This window comes from Sporosarcina sp. ACRSL (genome assembly GCF_022346605.1).
In the GTDB taxonomy this organism is placed as follows: Bacteria; Bacillota; Bacilli; order Bacillales_A; family Planococcaceae; genus Sporosarcina.
The window spans coordinates 198566-215975 of record NZ_JAKRNT010000003.1; the positions used below are offsets into that span (position 1 = coordinate 198566).

At 42.3% G+C, this 17410-nt stretch carries 21 protein-coding genes, 1 riboswitch and 1 other annotated feature; of the genes, 10 read left to right on the forward strand and 11 right to left on the reverse strand.

The features are described from left to right. Nucleotides 1-38: 38 nt before the first annotated feature. The 3 genes from MHZ92_RS06155 to MHZ92_RS06165 are packed head-to-tail and all read right to left on the reverse strand — an operon-like array spanning nucleotide 39 to nucleotide 3110. Nucleotides 39-2264, reverse strand: a complete 2226-nt coding sequence (locus MHZ92_RS06155) for a sensor histidine kinase (RefSeq protein ID WP_239430705.1) — start codon at nucleotides 2262-2264, stop codon at nucleotides 39-41. Beyond that, the gene (locus MHZ92_RS06160) at nucleotides 2264-2443 is read right to left on the reverse strand and encodes a hypothetical protein (RefSeq protein WP_239430706.1); all 180 of its coding nucleotides are present in this window, start codon (nucleotides 2441-2443) and stop codon (nucleotides 2264-2266) included. Before MHZ92_RS06160 ends, MHZ92_RS06155 begins: the two co-directional genes overlap by 1 nt. Further along, nucleotides 2421-3110, reverse strand: a complete 690-nt coding sequence (locus MHZ92_RS06165) for a response regulator transcription factor (protein WP_239430707.1) — start codon at nucleotides 3108-3110, stop codon at nucleotides 2421-2423. Before MHZ92_RS06165 ends, MHZ92_RS06160 begins: the two co-directional genes overlap by 23 nt. A gap of 126 nt (nucleotides 3111-3236) precedes the next feature. Here MHZ92_RS06165 and MHZ92_RS06170 point away from each other — a divergent pair, with 126 nt between their 5' ends. Next, complete coding sequence (locus tag MHZ92_RS06170; RefSeq protein ID WP_239430708.1) at nucleotides 3237-3395, forward strand: hypothetical protein; 159 nt, start codon at nucleotides 3237-3239, stop codon at nucleotides 3393-3395. Between the two features lie 22 nt (nucleotides 3396-3417). Next, nucleotides 3418-3603 (forward strand): hypothetical protein, encoded by a 186-nt coding sequence (locus MHZ92_RS06175; RefSeq protein WP_239430709.1) that lies wholly within the window; start codon nucleotides 3418-3420, stop codon nucleotides 3601-3603. A gap of 40 nt (nucleotides 3604-3643) precedes the next feature. On the opposite strand, the gene MHZ92_RS06180 is transcribed toward MHZ92_RS06175, so the two are convergent. Continuing rightward, nucleotides 3644-4069: a hypothetical protein gene (locus MHZ92_RS06180; RefSeq protein ID WP_239430710.1), complete on the reverse strand. Its 426-nt coding sequence runs from the start codon at nucleotides 4067-4069 to the stop codon at nucleotides 3644-3646. A 149-nt stretch (nucleotides 4070-4218) separates the two neighbouring features. On the opposite strand from MHZ92_RS06180, the gene MHZ92_RS06185 reads away from it, so the two are divergent. Both MHZ92_RS06185 and metG read left to right on the forward strand, forming a co-directional pair. Then, nucleotides 4219-4398 (forward strand): hypothetical protein, encoded by a 180-nt coding sequence (locus MHZ92_RS06185; protein ID WP_239430711.1) that lies wholly within the window; start codon nucleotides 4219-4221, stop codon nucleotides 4396-4398. A 53-nt stretch (nucleotides 4399-4451) separates the two neighbouring features. Continuing rightward, nucleotides 4452-4710: a binding site (T-box leader), on the forward strand. Between the two features lie 217 nt (nucleotides 4711-4927). Next, nucleotides 4928-6571 carry a methionine--tRNA ligase gene (metG, locus tag MHZ92_RS06190; RefSeq protein ID WP_239430712.1) on the forward strand — a complete coding sequence of 548 codons (1644 nt, stop codon included), beginning with the start codon at nucleotides 4928-4930 and terminating at the stop codon, nucleotides 6569-6571. A gap of 74 nt (nucleotides 6572-6645) precedes the next feature. Here the strand turns inward: metG and MHZ92_RS06195 are convergent, their stop codons facing one another. After that, the gene (locus MHZ92_RS06195; protein WP_239430713.1) at nucleotides 6646-7317 is read right to left on the reverse strand and encodes a hypothetical protein; all 672 of its coding nucleotides are present in this window, start codon (nucleotides 7315-7317) and stop codon (nucleotides 6646-6648) included. Continuing rightward, nucleotides 7292-7855 (reverse strand): sigma-70 family RNA polymerase sigma factor, encoded by a 564-nt coding sequence (locus MHZ92_RS06200; RefSeq protein ID WP_239430714.1) that lies wholly within the window; start codon nucleotides 7853-7855, stop codon nucleotides 7292-7294. The genes MHZ92_RS06195 and MHZ92_RS06200 overlap by 26 nt, the downstream gene beginning before the upstream one ends. Nucleotides 7856-8261: 406 nt before the next feature. On the opposite strand from MHZ92_RS06200, the gene MHZ92_RS06205 reads away from it, so the two are divergent. The 3 genes from MHZ92_RS06205 to MHZ92_RS06215 are packed head-to-tail and all read left to right on the forward strand — an operon-like array spanning nucleotide 8262 to nucleotide 10597. Beyond that, a complete protein-coding gene (locus tag MHZ92_RS06205) occupies nucleotides 8262-9110 on the forward strand; it encodes a hypothetical protein (protein WP_239430715.1) in 849 nt (282 codons plus the stop codon). Then, nucleotides 9103-9687 carry a hypothetical protein gene (locus MHZ92_RS06210; RefSeq protein WP_239430716.1) on the forward strand — a complete coding sequence of 195 codons (585 nt, stop codon included), beginning with the start codon at nucleotides 9103-9105 and terminating at the stop codon, nucleotides 9685-9687. Before MHZ92_RS06205 ends, MHZ92_RS06210 begins: the two co-directional genes overlap by 8 nt. Nucleotides 9688-9706: 19 nt before the next feature. Continuing rightward, nucleotides 9707-10597 carry a CPBP family intramembrane glutamic endopeptidase gene (locus MHZ92_RS06215; RefSeq protein WP_239430717.1) on the forward strand — a complete coding sequence of 297 codons (891 nt, stop codon included), beginning with the start codon at nucleotides 9707-9709 and terminating at the stop codon, nucleotides 10595-10597. A gap of 144 nt (nucleotides 10598-10741) precedes the next feature. Here MHZ92_RS06215 and MHZ92_RS06220 read toward each other — a convergent pair whose 3' ends face one another. The 3 genes from MHZ92_RS06220 to MHZ92_RS06230 form a co-directional block, all read right to left on the reverse strand. Continuing rightward, nucleotides 10742-11620, reverse strand: coding sequence for a DMT family transporter (locus MHZ92_RS06220; protein ID WP_239430718.1), 879 nt, complete (start codon nucleotides 11618-11620; stop codon nucleotides 10742-10744). 80 nt (nucleotides 11621-11700) lie between these two features. Continuing rightward, the gene (locus tag MHZ92_RS06225; protein WP_239430719.1) at nucleotides 11701-12009 is read right to left on the reverse strand and encodes a hypothetical protein; all 309 of its coding nucleotides are present in this window, start codon (nucleotides 12007-12009) and stop codon (nucleotides 11701-11703) included. 26 nt (nucleotides 12010-12035) lie between these two features. Next, the gene (locus tag MHZ92_RS06230; RefSeq protein ID WP_239430720.1) at nucleotides 12036-13052 is read right to left on the reverse strand and encodes a hypothetical protein; all 1017 of its coding nucleotides are present in this window, start codon (nucleotides 13050-13052) and stop codon (nucleotides 12036-12038) included. 143 nt (nucleotides 13053-13195) lie between these two features. Continuing rightward, a riboswitch (PreQ1 riboswitch) is annotated at nucleotides 13196-13241 on the forward strand. A gap of 5 nt (nucleotides 13242-13246) precedes the next feature. On the opposite strand from MHZ92_RS06230, the gene MHZ92_RS06235 reads away from it, so the two are divergent. Next, a complete protein-coding gene (locus MHZ92_RS06235) occupies nucleotides 13247-13732 on the forward strand; it encodes a QueT transporter family protein (protein ID WP_239430721.1) in 486 nt (161 codons plus the stop codon). Nucleotides 13733-13773: 41 nt separating this feature from the next. Here MHZ92_RS06235 and MHZ92_RS06240 read toward each other — a convergent pair whose 3' ends face one another. Continuing rightward, entirely contained in the window at nucleotides 13774-14160 is a 387-nt protein-coding gene (locus tag MHZ92_RS06240; protein ID WP_239430722.1) for a DUF2512 family protein, read from the reverse strand. Between the two features lie 94 nt (nucleotides 14161-14254). Here MHZ92_RS06240 and MHZ92_RS06245 point away from each other — a divergent pair, with 94 nt between their 5' ends. Both MHZ92_RS06245 and MHZ92_RS06250 read left to right on the forward strand, forming a co-directional pair. Further along, nucleotides 14255-14485, forward strand: a complete 231-nt coding sequence (locus MHZ92_RS06245) for an excisionase family DNA-binding protein (RefSeq protein ID WP_239430723.1) — start codon at nucleotides 14255-14257, stop codon at nucleotides 14483-14485. Nucleotides 14486-14750: 265 nt separating this feature from the next. Beyond that, complete coding sequence (locus MHZ92_RS06250; RefSeq protein WP_239430724.1) at nucleotides 14751-16268, forward strand: BCCT family transporter; 1518 nt, start codon at nucleotides 14751-14753, stop codon at nucleotides 16266-16268. 57 nt (nucleotides 16269-16325) lie between these two features. Here MHZ92_RS06250 and MHZ92_RS06255 read toward each other — a convergent pair whose 3' ends face one another. Beyond that, on the reverse strand, nucleotides 16326-17312 hold the full coding sequence (locus MHZ92_RS06255) for a homoserine dehydrogenase (protein ID WP_239430725.1): 987 nt from the start codon (nucleotides 17310-17312) through the stop codon (nucleotides 16326-16328). Nucleotides 17313-17410 lie beyond the last annotated feature (98 nt).

Here is a 17410-nt window from a genome sequence, read left to right on the forward strand (position 1 = left end):
CATGCTCGCCAATGATTTCAGCAATGCATGCGGATTTATTATTTTGTCGGTACGGTCACAGTCACTTTGAACAGATCGCCATCCAGATCGATTTTCATAGTACCATGGTGCATGTCAACGATCGATTGTGCGATTGCCAAACCGAGTCCTGAGCCATCGGTATTTCGCGATGTGTCCGCACGCTTGAAGCGCTCGAACAGCTCATCGACATTTTCACCGAGTTCATATTTTGTAATATTTTTCACAACGAACTCTGCAGACTCCCCTACTTTCCGGAGCGTTACGTACACACGAGTGCCCGGGAGTGAATATTTGATGGCATTGACAATCAGATTATCAAGCACACGCCACCATCTTTGGCCGTCTACATATGCGATGAGCATGTCTTCGGGAAGCGACGTCCGGAAATCAAGGCCCGATTCGGCGATTTCTTCGGCATGCTCTGCCAGTGCTTGCTGGAGCAATTGCGTCAAATCGACACGCTGTTTGTGCAGCTCTAGATTGCCACTCGCCATTTTCGACACTTCAAATAAATCCTCGATAAGCGTCTTCAACCTTTGCGATTTCTTATCCAATATATCGACATATTTCGCTCGTTCCTCAGGTGTTATTGTCTCATCCTTCAAAAGGTCTGTGTACGTAATGATCGAGGTCAACGGTGTCCGTAAATCATGACTCACATTCGTGATCAATTCCGTTTTCAGCCGCTCACTTTTCGCCTGCTCGCTCATGGAGAGCCGCACGCCTTCTCGAAGATTGTTTAAGTTTTTCGCGTGTTCCGCAAGTGGTGAACGACCTTCAATTTTTATATCTTCATTTAACTGACCCGCTGCCATCTTTTCCGTCGCAATGATGATCCGGTTCAAGTACGCAGAACGCCGGACGAAAATATAGAGGGCAGGAAGGCCAAGGAACAGGACGCAAAAGATGTAAATGACGAAGAAAACACCAAACATAAACATACCAACAAATCCTATTCCCGCAAGGAAAAATCCGATAAGCAGGATGAATGACTGAACGCCAATCGACCTTTTCAGGAACATTTCACGCAACGCCTTAAAGAATTGAAGGGTGAAACTGTTTTTAACATCCTCAGCAAACACACCTTCTCGCTTCCAGCGCTCCACACCATTCACAAGTTGGAATGCAAGCAACACCGTCATGATGACGCCACCAACAAAGAAGGGGCCCAACCACATTACCCAACTCCTCAGTCTTTGTTCTGTAAAAAGGTTCAACAGATTGTAGGACTCGTTGTCGATGTATCCAACTAAAATGAGAGCTGACATAAGAAGTGCCGCAGCCTTTACATCGATTTTCATGTTCGCATACCAATCTGCAATCGCTGTCCCCGTCACCCATTCCTTCTGAAACTTCATGACAGTGACTAATGCAACAAGAGCGACGATGCCCAGCAGCCAAAAGATGTACATCGCTATTTTCCCTTTATTGAAATCCCTATACTGCCAATAGAGAGTGCCACCCTTTTCAACGGTCGCCTTCGGAACGATGACAACGCCTTCGAAGTTTTTCATAGAATTGTTTACCGGAATAGCTTCACTTGTCACCGAAACCGTTTCTTCATAAGTGAAAGGATTTATCCATCCATTACTGTCACTACTAATATTCTTGCTACTGTGTCCGGGCAGTGAATTCGCCTTAAAATACCCTTTTGAGGAATTGAATTGTTTTTTATAAATTGCGGGCACTGAAACATCTCCGGAAGAAAACGTCTCCCCTGTTTCAACGTCCGTCAATTTATAAGAGATTGGCAAAGAATATGAATTCGCTTTGATATCTTTTACATATTGAACTAAGGCTTTCTCTTTTTCTTTACGTATTTTTGCCTCCACATGGGCATCGCTCTCGAAGTTTTTCCGGATATCCTCAAGTTTCTTGTCCCGTTCTTCGATCAACGTCTTCTCCAATAATTCATTTCCGGTATTTTTCGCATCTGCAATTCTTTGTGTGTATTGATCATGAATATTTGTAAGCTGATCAGCAAGCGTCCCGTAGTATGTCCGGTGTTCCTCGATTTCACTGTCGGATACGGTAATAGCTTTCTTCGCCTCTTCCACATCGATCGGGTTGAGCACGGTCGGTCCAATCGTGCTGTAAAACTCATCAAGCCGCCAATTGAAATCATGGTAATTGGAAAAATCCTTTCCAATCAGCTCCGTTCCCTGTCTTACAAATGAAAGACTGGCGAGCAGTACAATGACAACAAGCGCAGACCATAGTAATAGAAGAACTTTATTTTTCATCAGGCCGCGCCTCCTCTAATAATGCGTGAAAAATAGGCTATCGCCCGTGATGACCGTTCCCATCCGCTTTCGATCATCTCGAGAATATGAGGGAAACAATAGCCGATGCTAATAATGGCGATGAAGATGGAGACTACCGAAAAGACGACACCCCAATCACTTCTCGATTTTGTAACCAATTCCCCACACCACCTTTACATATCGCGGATTTTTTGGGTCCGCCTCGATTTTTTCGCGGATTTTACGGATGTGGACCGCCACGATATTTTCCGCATTGTACGCCTCTTCATTCCACACACGTTCGTAAATTTCATTTATAGAAAACACACGCCCCGCGTTTTTCATCAGTAACTCCGTAATCTTATATTCGATCGGCGTCAGCTTTACCGGTTTCCCATCAACCGATAACTCTTTCGCATCTTCATCGAGCGCTAATCCGTCAATCTCAATCTTTTTCTTGCCATCATATGTGCCGAATTGGACATACCGTCTCAGCTGTGACTTGACGCGAGCCATTAGCTCAAGTGGATGGAACGGCTTCGTCACATAATCGTCCGCTCCAACCGACAGACCGTGGATTTTGTCCGTGTCCTCTGCTTTCGCACTGAGCATGATGATCGGAATATTTTGCGCCTCCCGGATCTTAAACGTTGCCGTAATCCCATCCATATTCGGCATCATAATATCGAGGATGAGCAGATGGACTTCATTCGTTTGGAGCAATTCAAGCGCCTCTCTCCCATCCGCTGCCTTCAACACGTTGTATCCTTCATTTTTCAAATAAATCTCAATCCCGTCGCGGATCTCCTTATCATCATCCGCCACAAGCACCGTGAACTTCGCCATCATCCGCACCTCACTTTCCTCTATGATACCAATTGTAGTGGTTAAATCTTAACATTCGATGAGGGGAATTATGAAGAAATTCTTAAGATGGTGGTTCGTTGGCTTAAGATTTATGTCTGATAATGGTTGAGTGGTGATAACGTCGGCGTGAGTGGTGATAACAGTGATCTAAGTGGTGATAAACGTTGTGCGAGTGGTGATAACAATGATCTAAGTGGTGATAAACTTTTCCTTGCTTGGAAAATTGGCGGATTTGTTATGGAATTCAGCATAGAAAACGCTTAAAGTGTAGCGAAGCGGTGGTAAATTGGGAAGAATCGGTGGTAAAGTCCCGAGCAACGGTGGTAATGGTTCGAGAATCGGTGGTAATATCTTGCATGCGCGGAAAATGTACGGGACCTGTCATGAAAATCACTTTATCCAAAGTGGCGGTGATAAATTTCTTTTACTAGATATCGACCGACTCTCCATTGAGACTTCCATTCTAAAATAAAAAATCATCCGGTTGTCAGCGGATGATTTTTTGAGGCATGCTATCGGTGATATATCATAATTTCTTCGTCATTATTGTCTTTCATCTTGATCCCGTCAATTAATCGTTTATTGGCAATATCTTGCTTGGTTAGATTATGGGCGTCGAAAATAATATATCCCTTTATATCAATGCTGCCCACATGTATAGTCTTCTCTGTCATTTTATCCTCCAACTTTCTTTCAGCTAACCACTCACTCATGACAATATCTATGGAGTCTTCTTGAACAATCTTTCCACCCTTATTACTAATTGAGAACTCATAACTTAATTTTTGTTCATCCATTGAACCAAATTCTCCAATGGTTAGCATACGGTTACTTAACTGTAAAACTTCCTTGCTTTCTCTTCCACTTGTTTTGTTAAAATTTGAATAAGCTATGACAATACATAAGAACAATATTAGTATCCCAAAGATCTGTTTCATGTCACACCCTCTTTAGAAGTACTTTTGGTTTAATTAAACCTAGTATACGTTAATTTATTGAATACTCAAAACTCCAATCAAGCTTTTCCACTTTAGAATAATCCACCCCAAAAAGTCCATGCTTCCCATATACCGGGAGGTGAACTGACTTGGCGAAAGAGAAGAAAATCAAAAAAGGCAATACGTTGGATCGTGAGGAATTCGGGTATGGGTACGATATTAGCCCCGATGATATGGGTGTGATTGGGAAGAATGACAATGTGAAGAATAAAAATAACAAGACAGCAGAAGATCGAAACGACCAAAAGCGCCCGCCTACAAATTGGTAAACACTATTGATTTCTCTGAATCAAACGACTATAATCATTTCAATAACAACTTACTAAAGGCAATGAGAGGGAAAAGTAAAAAGAGGATGTCGCCTAGAGAGCTTCTGACGGTGGAAATGAAGCGGACCAATCTTTTGAACATGATCCTTGAGCTGCGCACTGAACGTCTTTGACTAGTAGGATGCGACGAGGTTTGGCGCTCGTTATCAACGTCAAAGTATAACGCTTTTTCGGCGCGTACTCTTGGAGATAATCAGTGTGAGCTGATTATGAAGTAAGGTGGTACCACGGGTGATATACCCCGTCCTTATCGGTTTTTATCGATAGGGGCGGTTTTTTTGTTTTCCAAAAAAGTTATGCGCAAATTTGAGGTGGTTATGACGCACTGTTGATGAGTTTTGAGTAAATTCGGTATCGTTATGACGCATTTGAACAGAGTTATGCGCAACTTTTAATCGGTTATGCGCATTTCAGGACTTTAAACCTACTTCTTTTTAAAAGGGCTATCTAAAACAAAGGGGGAATGAACATGAGTGTTTTTATCGGAGGGGCTTGGCCATATGCGAACGGGTCGCTGCATCTTGGACATATTGCAGCTCTATTACCGGGGGATATTTTAGCGAGGTATTACCGATTGAAAGGCGAGAAAGTTCTTTACGCTTCGGGAAGTGATTGCAACGGGACACCCATTTCGATTCGGGCGAATGCCGAAGGAGTGTCTGTAAAGGAAATTGCGGACCGTTACCATACGGAATTTATCGTTAACTTTTCAAGATTAGGATTCTCGTATGACATTTACACCCGGACAGACGGAAGGTTTCATCATCAAGTTGTCCGCGAAGTATTTCTAACTTTATTGGATCGCGGTTTTATTTTCAAAAAAGAAGTGGAACAGACGTATTGCGAAGTTGACGAACGTTTTCTTCCCGACCGATTTGTCGAAGGAATTTGTCCGCATTGCGGAAGCCGAGCGCGTGGCGATCAATGCGACAACTGCGGCTCCATTTTAGATCCGCTTGATTTGACGGAGCGCACGTGCAAGCTTTGCGGGAATGAACCGACTATCCGAAAGACGGAGCATTTTTATTTCAAATTAAGCGCATTTCAAGATGAACTTAATAAATATGTCACGAGCGCGAAGTCTGAAAAGAGATGGCGTGAAAATGCGATTCACCAATCCGAGCGCTATATACGGGAAGGTCTCCATGACCGGGCAGCTTCACGAGATTTAGCGAACGGCGTCGGAATACCTGTCAGAGGTTATGAGGATAAGAAAGTGTATGTATGGATCGAGGCGGTGACGGGCTATTATTCCGCAAGCCAGGAATGGGCGGCGTTGAATCGAACCGATATCGCCGAGTTTTGGAATGAAGAGACGATTTCTTATTATGTACACGGCAAAGACAATATCCCCTTCCATACAATCATCTGGCCCGCCATTCTTATGGGCATTGGAAAGGAGGACGCATTGCCGACACGTGTCATTTCCAATGAATATTTGACATTGGAGAAGCGAAAATTGTCGACGAGCCAAAACTGGGCCGTTTGGGTGCCGGATATTTTGGATCGCTATCAGCCTGATTCGCTCCGTTATTTCTTGACCGCAAATGCGCCAGAAAACCGGGACGCGGATTTCTCGTGGCGTGAGTTCATTTATAGCCATAACTCCGAGCTTCTTGGGGCTTACGGGAACCTTGTGAATCGAACGTTGAAATTTGTCGAGAAATCCTATGACGGGGTTGTACCGGTTGCGGAGATCGATGGGGTTATTAAAAAAACTGTTGCGGATCTTTACCGTATTGTCGGCGTGCGCATTGAGACGGGGCATTTTAAAGAAGCGATCGAAACGATTTTCGATTTTATCCGACGAGCTAATAAATACTTCGACGATGAAAAGCCGTGGATTCAGGTGAAAGAGGACGCAGCTGCATGTGAGCGGACGATGGCGACATGTGTGTACATCATTGCCAATCTAGCACAACTCCTCTCCCCTTTCCTGCCGTTTTCGAGTGAGGACGTGCAAACGATGCTGAAACTGCGGAAGCCTGAATGGAAAGCGATCGAGCTAGGGGAATTGAAATTGACAAATGTGAAGACGCTGTTTGAAAGGATTGATACAGGACAGATTGAAGAGGAGGTAGAAAGGCTGAAAAATCAAGCTCTGGTGAAATAAAATAGTCTTTCCCCTGCCATGCACAGTGACAATTTGCGTCCGTTGGATTGTGGCTGTGCATGGCCTCTTGTTGTTTATTGGGGTGGAGATCCAAAACGAATTACATCTTTAGAGAATTGTATACTGGTTATTGTGTTTTTGTCTTGAATATCAACAAAGCAGTTAAAGTGCCATTTTTTATATATGGAATCTCCGACTGAGAATGTGACTAGACCATGACCGTGCTCTTCATTATAAGCTTCATAATCGGGTCTTCCAAAAACCTTGATCATATCTTCCTTAGTAATGTGAGGGATGTTACTAATACTAGTAAACAGTAATTCATCGAAAGTAAAGAGCAAATAAATGTCTCCGTACCATAATACGGTATCAATTTCACTCGGCATTTCAACAGAGTTAGGTTCACCTAATATTCCTCTAACTTCGTCTACCGACATGCCGTAGCTCACAGAAGGAACCGGACTAAATATACCATTCTTTGCATCAGCAATTAATTGTTCATTTAATTGAAGCGGATAAAACTGTGAACCAGAGTCGCGGCCAATTAACATGCCATCCTTGATTTGTATAGTTGATAGCAATAATACACAAAAGATTAAAACCGAAAAAGTTGATGAAAGAATAAACTTCACATTAAAAGGGTTCTTGTTTTTTGCATCTAGTTTATTTAATACATTATTCCTCTGTTTTTGACCAAATTCCATGTCTTTAAAAACGGAGTTATTCATATCCGCTTTCAATTCCATTAATTGCTTGTCTAACATCCACATCACCCTTTTCTAATTTACTTTTTAACAGCTCTCTCGATTTAATCATTCTTGATTTTAATGTATTTTCATTAACATCTAGCAGCGTAGAGATTTCCCTAATATTTAATTCCTCAAAGTAATATAAGAAAAGTACTTCCCTGTATTTGATTGGCAGGTTCATAATACTCTTTATCAGATGCTTTTTACCTTCGCTTAACATGACTAGTCGTTCAGGTGTATTTATTCCATCGTCTCCAGAAAATATCGTAAGTTGACTAGTTACGATCGTATATTTATAGCTCCAGCTTTTGAGATAGTCTTTGCATTTGTTGATTGCAATTCGATATAACCAGGTCTTTAATGTAGAGTCACCTTTGAATTCATCTAATTTCATGTAACATGTGAGAAAAACTTCTTGTGTAATCTCTTCTGCAATCTGATAGCTTTTCACATACGAATAGGAAAGTTTGAGTATGCTCGTACCATACGTCTCCATGATTTCATCCAATGTCTGCTTTTTATAATTTACCTCCAATTGTTTCCCCCCTTCCATGCTCTTCAACTAATTAGACGACTCCCATAAATGAATAGTTGAAAAATCTGCTATTGATTTTATTATTTTTTATGAATTATAAATAATATGACTCATCTAGAGGCTACTATTCAAGGATTTTCTGCATTTGGCTATATTTACAGCCGAGAAACTCCTCAAAAATAGTTGAGCGGTGATAAAGTCTCTTTGAACGGTGATAAAACAGTCGTGAGTGGTGATAAACTCGGCTAAGCGGTGATAACTTTCCAAGTCGGTGGTAATCGGCCGAGATTCGGTGATAAGTTGCCCCGAGTCAGTGGTAAACTCCCCTCTTCCAAAAATTTGGTGCAATCCCTTCCTCCATTTGAGACAATATACAGACAAAGGAAAGGTTGGAAGGAGGAATTAGATGCGGGAACGTAATTTTTGGACGGCAATCGTACTTATTGCAATCAGCTGGATTGCGAATTCATTATACGCACATTCAAAACAATTGGAGGAGCCTATTTTTCTTGACCATTATATCGAAACGGCGATGGATGACCATAATTATCTCACTTTCTACTATTTGACTAATATAAACGACCGTTCTCGTATTAGTCATGTGCGTCTTGGAAGTTTAGAAGGCTATCCGGAACGCGGCTTCATATATGATGATAATTCTATATACAACATGGATACGTACAGGCATCATGTGTTGAGAAGTGTTTCAGTCCGTCTGCAAAATTATGAAACAGATATCATGACGGATCTTATTCTCAACGACATGGTTGTCTATTTTTCAGATGGCAGGCAAACTACTGTGTCCATCGGTGAAGTTATTATTCATCCAGAGGGATACTATGTAAAGGAAGAATTAGTATTGTGGCAACGTTCAGGCGGAAGTGGCACCGATGGTATCACTTGGCATTCATTCGAGGCAAGTGAATCGTTGGCAATTGAGGAGATTTCATTCCCTTTCAATGAACCAATCGAAGACCGATTCAACTTTTCAATCAGTGGTAGACAAAAAGACAGGACGCTTGAATCACTCGAGCTTCCGATCCATTTAGATAAAGATAAACTTTTGACGTTACAAATCAACCTGAAAACCCAAAGTTATGTGAACCCATACGCCTTTCCCATCCATATAGCAGGAACAACAGAGCAGGGAAAACCTTTCGTAAGTTTCGCACATTATCATTTGTATCCGTATTTGACGCAGGCCGATGTGAACAAGATTATCCTGGAGAAGACGAGGAGGGATTCGGTTGAATAAAGCGTTACGTAATATATTTTGGGGGTACCTCTTCATTTTCTTCGATTTCTATATCATAATGATTGATGTATTTATGGATCCTATCGGTTATTACTTGATTTACCTCGGATGTGCGCGGATTGTTGGTTCTTATCCGATTGCGAAGAAAGCACTGACGGTTGGGATGATCGGAATTTTTGTGTCATTGCCCTCGGCGTTTGTGAATCTATCGGATTCGGAACTGCCTTTTGGTTGGTCATTGTACGCGAGTATATTATCGATATTTAAATTGGTTATAGCATTTTATTTATTTTTTGTGTTAATGGGAATGGCTAAGTCGTTTGGTGATGAGGCGCTTTTTAAAAGAACACAGTCTACTTTTAAATACTTTGTAACCATCCATTTTGCAATATTGGTGTTTATGTCCTTTTCCATGAACGTTTCCGGGGACGGCTGGATTGCTTTATCAGTAATCCTTGTCATTGCAGGGATTTTGATGGATATTCTCTTTTTAATTTTAATAAGGGCATTTTCGCGGCAACTCCTGATGTTCGTCAAATTAATTATTATGTTTAATACGGTAGTCAGCATACAGTAAAAGGAATGGGGGTTGTCTAATGTTCAAAAACGAAGCAAACCAAATTCGCGCCGGATGGCTAATCTTTTTGGCGTTCGTCTCGATGTTCATCGCCCAGCAAGTTTTTGCAATACCAGGAGGAGTTTTGCTAGCGATCGTAGATTTCCCGTTTCAAGACGGAAATTATACTATGGGCATTCAAGCTGCTTTTGACAGGCATCCATGGATTTTTGTTTTGACACAAGGTGGAGCAACGGTTGGCGGCATGCTCGCGACCGTGTTGTTTTGGCGTTTTGTCAATAAAGGGACGTTGAAAGAGTTGGGATTCAGGGGCTCGTGGAAGGATTTTGTTTTCGGCCTCTTGCTTGGAGCGATTTCAATTGCCGTCATTTTCTTTATCCTACTGGCTTCCGGAAATGTAGAAATGCTGAATTCATTTGCCCAACCTGAGTTTTCTGTGTACTCCTTATCGTTTCTAGTTTTATTCATCTTCGTCGGCTTTTCTGAAGAGATCTTTTTTAGAGGGTACGTCATGTCGACGATGGAAAGTCGCGGAAATCCGAAATGGCTGATTTATGCCGTTTCCGCAATCGTGTTCAGTTTAGCGCACGGCATGAATCCGAATGTGAGCATATTAGGATTGGTCAATATCGCATTGGTCGGTATTTTATTCGCCTATATGTTTGACGCAACGAAGAGCTTATGGCTACCCATCGGTTATCATATTACGTGGAATTACTTTCAAGGGAATGTTTTCGGATTTGCCGTGAGCGGAACGACTCCCCACGGTATATATAATGTTTCGATTGAAGATGGGAATGCATGGCTGACAGGCGAAGCGTTCGGTTTGGAAGGCGGCATACTTGCGACGTTGTTAATTATTCTAGGGTTTATTGCGACAAGGGCGTATGTGAAGATAAAGGCGGAGTAAGCGTTTATGCGTCTTTGCAACGATTTATGCGTACTCTTTCGGTTTTATGCACATTTAAAGAGATTTATGCGTGAATATCGTGACTTATGCGCGTTTCGCGGCGTTTATGCTTCATTTCACGGATTTATGCGTTTTTGAGGCTGCCTAATTCATGGCAGCCTCTTTTTTTCTTCCGCTGAACGTTAAAACGAGGATCCCGCCTAATAGAAGCGCGATTCCGCTCCATGAAATGAGATCCAACCTCTCTCCTACGACGATTACGCTTAAAATCGCGGCAGTGAGTGGTTCGGCTAGCGACAGCGTCACCGCGGATGATGAAGGAATATGTCGCAATCCGGTGGAAAACAGGATATACGCAATACTTGTTGATGCAATGCCAAGATAAATCATCGTCGATATGCCGGGAACGGTGAGCAACCCTTCCGTTTCGAAGATGAAAAGAAACGGCATGAGCATAATTGCGCTCACTGAGAAAATGACAGCGACGGAAGGAATTGCATCCGCTTTCTCCAATACTTCTTTATTGAATAACGTATAAAAGGCAAATAATAGTCCAGCAATCAAAGATAGCGAGACGCCAATTGGATTGACGATAAGCCCCTCTTTATTTGAAAACAATAATATACAACCAACAATGGCAAGGGATGTCGCCATCAACCAGATTTTCGACGGTCTCTTTTTTAGAATCAACCATTCAATGATTCCTGAAAACATCGGCGCGCTCCCAATTGCTACGACGGTTCCTATCGCGATTCCAGTCAAACGGATCGATGTGAAAAAGCAATATTGAAAGACTGCCATCGCAAACGCAGCAAGAAGCGTCGCTTTCCATGGCCAGTTTCGGAAGTCAATTTTGCGAAGAATTAGCATGATGACGAGTAATGTGAAACCACCTACCGCAAGTCTTGAGGCACCGACTGCCAATGGGTGTACCGTTTGTGGCATGAATGTTTGCGCGGTGCCGGTCGTCCCCCAAAGCACCGCTCCTAACAAGACAACTATGAATGCAAGACGCTGTGACAAAAAAAATCCCCTCCCCGATGTAATGAATATATCATGTTATTGAAGGAGGGTGTGTGAATTCTCTCAATTATTCATTTGTTTTAGAATTTAAACCGCTTAACATGTTGTTTATGCTCGAAAACTTCAATAGTTTGTGTAGATTTTTCTGTTATTATTTCCATTACGTAAGCACTCTCTTTAGTTACAACGCGATACATATTATTTCCCAAATACTTTACACTAGTAATTTTAGAATCATCGTCAAGGATTTCTAATCTAACTGCGGGGTCTGCTAACAAACTACTGACTTTATTCTCTGCAGTAAAGTAATGGACTAGATTATAGGGACTTACAAGTAGTAAGACGATAATAAGCAATATTAGACTTATAATACCTATTAATTTCTTCACATGATCTCCCCCCATGCTAGTCATTTTTAGCGGATGAAATCAATTCTTCTAAGCTTCTCCTGAACTTCCGGATGAAGCTGATTCTCGTCTTTATTTACAATATACTCTGTTTCGATAGCATTGAATACGTCGTGAATTACTCGTAATTGATTCATTTGCTCAGCTGTCGGCGGCTTGCGAAACATCGAGTTCAGCAAGTCAACTGCGCCATCTAACGAGACGGTCAGCTCTCGATTCAGCTCCGCGACCGTCTCCAACAATCCTTGAGCATTATAAATATCAACTAAGATTGGATCAATGATCCGCCTTCTCTCCTCAAAATCTTGAAGAGCAGACTCATTCGCTTCTAGAATCGATACCGCTTTAGTTGTAAAAGCCACGTCCATTAATTGATAAGCATCGTTGAAAAAGGCATAGGAGGCTGGCTGGTTATACTGATCATGTATATTTTCTTTCTTATAAAAGGTTTCTTTTTGATATCCTTTTTCATTTTTATCGTATGTGAATTTCTGGATTATTTTATCGGAGTGCTGCGCCATAATCATGACGATTCCTGGTTTGCCATCAAATGTTGCCGTACTGAATCTTATTGATCCAAGCTGAACAAAATCATCGAATAGCGGATATGTCTCCTCACCGTCTTTCACTACCAACAACCAGTTCTGACCGTCGTCCCAAGCAAAAAGGCCATCCTCCATTTTTTCCGCATTCACATACAGTTCAATCACTTCTTCTTCCCCATCCCCGTCCAAGTCCAAGGCGGTTTTCTTATACAGCGATTGCGGATAGTTTTCAATTTCTTTTGCGACAATCATCGAATAATCATTATTCACCTGTTCATTTATTGCTAGCTCGAACGCTATCCTTTCTTCCTCTAGTGTCTTTTCAACAGCGTCTTTTTCTAATGAAATTTGCTCAATTTGTTTTTTTAGTTCGTTAATTTCTCTTGCCTGATCTGTTGTTTCCTGGTTCGCATTTGACTGATCCGTGCAACCACTAAGTAGACCGACTACGCATACGCTTCCTAATAAGAGTTTCCTCATTCCCTTTCCCCCTGTAAATAATTCCGGACTATTTTATCAATTCGACAGTCCGCGTAAAACACCTCTGTCTAGCAACGATTTTCTATCCAACTTAATCCATTGAACCATTCCTAGTGCTATGGTACACTGTAAGGCAGGCTTTTTGCCACGTGGTTCGAAAACCTCCCACGTAAAAAAAACTAAGGAGAATGAATATGAAAGTAAAAACAATGGCAACGAGCGGGATTATCGCTGCGTTGTATGTCGCTGTGACGTTTTTGGTTGCCCCGTTCGGGTTCACAAACATCCAGTTTCGCTTATCTGAGATGTTCAATCATCTCGTTGTGTTCAACAAAAAATATATCATCGGGGTTGTATTAGGTGTATTCATCGCCAATCTGCTCTTTTCAGAGCTAGGACCGATTGATTTAGTCTTTGGAGTCGGGCATTCCATTTTTGCTCTTTCAATTACAATCTTATCGGCTAAGTTCATTAAAGGGCTGTACCGACGGATGTTTTTCAATACACTTGTATTTACGTTCACGATGTTTATTATTGCATGGGAATTGAACATTGCACTTGAGTTCCCTTTCTTACTGACATGGTTCTTTCTCGCTGTAAGCGAATTTGTCGTCATGGCAGTTGGAATTCCTATAATGGGTGCAATAAACAAACGACTCAATCTCAGCAAGCTCATATAATTAAAAGAGAGAGTGGCGATTTCGCCACTCTCTCTTTTAATTCATACGTATTTGTTGCTGAATTGTGTTTTTAAGATCCAAGAGTGCAGGAAGTATTCCCCAACACATATTATTGCCGCAGACAAGAATGCCTCTCCTAGGGCTTCCGTGTAGCCAAGCAAATTTAATCCACCCCACAGAACGAGAGTCCCTACAAGTAAGTCCCCTATCGTCGCGCTCATATTACCCATTTTCGGGAGAATCATCATATCTCCAGCCAAGTAGGAAATGATAAGCAAAGCAATGCCTAGAATAGTCGAGTCCCCGAAGGAAACATCATTGAAGACAGATAAAACGATCCAGACAACAGGTAATATTAACAATGCTTTCATAAAAATATTCCTTCCATGATTTACATTCGAGTTTTCATTCACTTTAGCTTCCTCCATTCATATGCTTATCCATATATTACCCAATTACTTTTAAAGTATAAGCAAATGATTTCATTCGTTTATAATGGAAGAAACGAAGGAGGGGTTCCGAATGTACATATCAATTGAAGAAACAGCAGAATATCTAGGGATGCCTGTCGAACAAGTCCGGAAGTACGTTTGGGAAGGGCGTATAAGAGCCGTCCATGATGGGAAGCAATATCTCATCAATCAAAATCAGTTCGGGACATATTTCACTCAGCTTGAACTCGTAAAGAAACAAATTGAGGATTATTTGAGCGAACCTCTGCCCCCGGATCGAGACATAAAAGACGAGGATTAAAAAATTGCATAGAGGGTAAACTGAAAACAAGATATGACGTAGTTAGAAAGACACAATTTTTTCATTCAATCTGTCATCCATTACTAATTTTCTTAACTCATTAATTCAGCTTTAGGCACTTTCACGAAGCTGTTTATTCGTGTTGATGAAAAAATAAAACGAAATAACCGGTAGAATAATTAAATAATTATTCCTTTTGCTTTCCCGCTTTATGACTGCTATTGTAAGAAGTCGTTTCAAAAAACCATCACTCATAGGGGGAAACATGCGAAATATATCAAATGTATTCTATATAACAATCGGCTTTATCATTTTGGCGGTTGGGTATGGAGTGGTTGCTGCGGGCAGTTTCGAAGCGGTGACGACATCTATCAAATCTTTCGTTTCATCATCATTTGGATGGTACTACATGCTTCTGCTTTCATTTCTTCTTGTCCTTAGTCTGTTCTTTGTTTTTGGACCATTCGGCAAAATACGTTTAGGAAAAGACACAGACCGTCCTACATTTTCGACGGTCACTTGGATTTCCATGCTTTTTTCTGCTGGAATGGGAATCGGGTTAGTCTTTTATGGGGCAGCAGAACCACTATCCCACTATGCCATTAGTCCACCAACTGCCGAGCCTCTAACAGATGCAGCATTCAAAGAAGCAATGCGCTATACATTTTTCCATTGGGGTTTGCACGTATGGGCAATGTACGGAATTATCGCCCTTTCCCTTGCCTATTTCCAATTCCGTAAAGAGGAGCCGGGGTTAATTTCAGCAACATTGAAGCCGATTTTCGGTAAAAAAATGGAGGGGCCATGGGGCGTCTTTGTCGATGTGATTGCCGTATTTGCAACAGCTTTTGGCGTTGCCACTTCTCTCGGCTTCGGTGCTGTTCAAATTAACGCCGGGCTGAATCATCTGTTTGGCTTTACTATCGGATTTACTTCACAACTGGTCATTATTGCCGTCGTCACAGTCCTGTTCGTCATGTCAGCATGGTCAGGACTTAATAAAGGGATTAAATATTTATCGAATGCGAATATGATTCTCGCTCTTTTCATAATGGCATTCGTCCTCATCCTCGGGCCGACGTTGTTCATATTCAATGTGTTCACCGATTCACTTGGAGGCTATCTTGCCAATCTTATATCGATGAGTTTTCGTACCGCACCATTGAACGAGACGCACCGCGAGTGGCTTGAAAGCTGGACAATTTTCTACTGGGCTTGGTGGATTTCTTGGGCGCCGTTTGTCAGCATGTTCATCGCGCGCGTATCGAAAGGGCGGACCATCCGAGAATTCATGATCGGCGTCTTGGTGGCACCAACCATTTTGGGCGCGTTCTGGTTTACAACTTTCGGAACGACCGCCATCAATATGCAAATGGAAGGGATCGCAGATTTGGCGAAGGCAAGCACGGAGTTGACGATTTTTGAAATGTTCGACGCGATGCCATTCTCATTCTTCATTTCACTCGTAGCGGTAATTCTCATCGCATGTTTTTTCATCACTTCCGCGGATTCCGCGACTTTCGTGCTCGGCATGCAATCAACGTACGGTTCATTGACGCCACCGAATAATGTAAAAATCATCTGGGGTGTCATCCAGTCCGGCATTGCGGTCATTTTGCTGTCAGTAAACGGGCTGACGGCGTTGCAAAATACGATCATTATAGCCGCTTTGCCATTCTCGTTCATCGCATTGATGATGGTCATTTCGTTCGTAAAAGCTTTGCAGAGTGAACGGCCTAAGAGCGAACGACCAAAAAGAAAGAAAGCGAAAGATACTGTGTAAATTTAAAAAAGTGGAGGAGGAATTGTATCATTCCCCTCCACTTTTATTTTTCATTTATCAGTTCGGTACTAGTACCGCTTCGTGCTGACGAATGATATGCAATAAGTCTGCAACCATCGCGCTTCCAGTCGGATACATTCCAGCACCCGGACCAACCAATGTCAAGGAGCCGAGGTATTCGGTATTTACGATGATGGCATTGTCGACCCCATCAATACCGTACAACGGATGATCAGCGCCAATCAAAACCGGTCCAACTGTCGCCTGCAACTTCCCCTTCTCATCTTTCCAAATATCCGCCATATGACGATAACGGAGATCACGTTTCGAGGCATCGCTAATATCAGCGGGCTCGACGTAATCGATACCAACGACAGGGACTTCCTCCCAGTCAGGCTGCTTGCCGAAAGCAAGCGAGCTCAAAATCATTAGTTTACGGAAAGCGTCCGTACCATCTACGTCATCCGTAGGGTCTGCTTCCGCGTAACCGGCTTGCTGCGCATCTTTGAGAGCCACGTTGAATGAAGATCCTTCCTCGCGCATTTTCGTCAAAATGAAATTTGACGTCCCATTTAAAATGCCTTGGATCCGTTTCACACGGTCGCCTGCAAGCAGATTAGAGACTGTCCGGATAATCGGGACGCCGCCTGCTGTCGTCGCTTCAAATCCGACTTGCACATTACGGAACTCTGCATGTTTGAGCAGCGCTGGTCCGTGTTTGGCGAACATTTTTTTATTCGCGGTGATAATGTGGCAACCCTTCTCGATGGCATCAGACAAATACGTATAGGCAGGTTCTTCCCCGACAATCGCTTCGAAGACGACATCGATTTCGGGATTATTCAATATTTCCTGAATGTCATCGGTAAACTTTGCACCTTGGATCGGCTTACGTTTTTTTGCCTTGTCTTTCACAAGAATGGATACGACATCAACTGTGAAACCAGTGCTCTTTTTAATTTCCTCCCGCTTTTCCTGCAGGATTCTGTAGACACCTTCACCGACCGTACCAAAACCAAGTATGGCCACTTTGATTGACGGCATTCCATCACCTCCTATTCAAAAGCGGAGGGGGGCGTTTAGCCCGTGCTCCTAACGCTTCGCTTTTACTCGCAAAAGCCGTTCTGCGTGACGGCTACGAA

Coding starts and splice junctions, on each gene's coding strand:
- MHZ92_RS06230 (WP_239430720.1), bottom strand. CDS start 13,052: ATGAGGAAACTCTTATTAGGAAGCGTATGCGTAGTCGGTCTACTTAGT.
- MHZ92_RS06245 (WP_239430723.1), top strand. CDS start 14,255: ATGTACATATCAATTGAAGAAACAGCAGAATATCTAGGGATGCCTGTC.
- metG (WP_239430712.1), top strand. CDS start 4,928: ATGAGTGTTTTTATCGGAGGGGCTTGGCCATATGCGAACGGGTCGCTG.
- MHZ92_RS06255 (WP_239430725.1), bottom strand. CDS start 17,312: ATGCCGTCAATCAAAGTGGCCATACTTGGTTTTGGTACGGTCGGTGAA.
- MHZ92_RS06235 (WP_239430721.1), top strand. CDS start 13,247: ATGAAAGTAAAAACAATGGCAACGAGCGGGATTATCGCTGCGTTGTAT.
- MHZ92_RS06240 (WP_239430722.1), bottom strand. CDS start 14,160: ATGGAGGAAGCTAAAGTGAATGAAAACTCGAATGTAAATCATGGAAGG.
- MHZ92_RS06250 (WP_239430724.1), top strand. CDS start 14,751: ATGCGAAATATATCAAATGTATTCTATATAACAATCGGCTTTATCATT.
- MHZ92_RS06165 (WP_239430707.1), bottom strand. CDS start 3,110: ATGGCGAAGTTCACGGTGCTTGTGGCGGATGATGATAAGGAGATCCGC.
- MHZ92_RS06155 (WP_239430705.1), bottom strand. CDS start 2,264: ATGAAAAATAAAGTTCTTCTATTACTATGGTCTGCGCTTGTTGTCATT.
- MHZ92_RS06180 (WP_239430710.1), bottom strand. CDS start 4,069: ATGAAACAGATCTTTGGGATACTAATATTGTTCTTATGTATTGTCATA.
- MHZ92_RS06195 (WP_239430713.1), bottom strand. CDS start 7,317: ATGGAATTGAAAGCGGATATGAATAACTCCGTTTTTAAAGACATGGAA.
- MHZ92_RS06205 (WP_239430715.1), top strand. CDS start 8,262: ATGCGGGAACGTAATTTTTGGACGGCAATCGTACTTATTGCAATCAGC.
- MHZ92_RS06215 (WP_239430717.1), top strand. CDS start 9,707: ATGTTCAAAAACGAAGCAAACCAAATTCGCGCCGGATGGCTAATCTTT.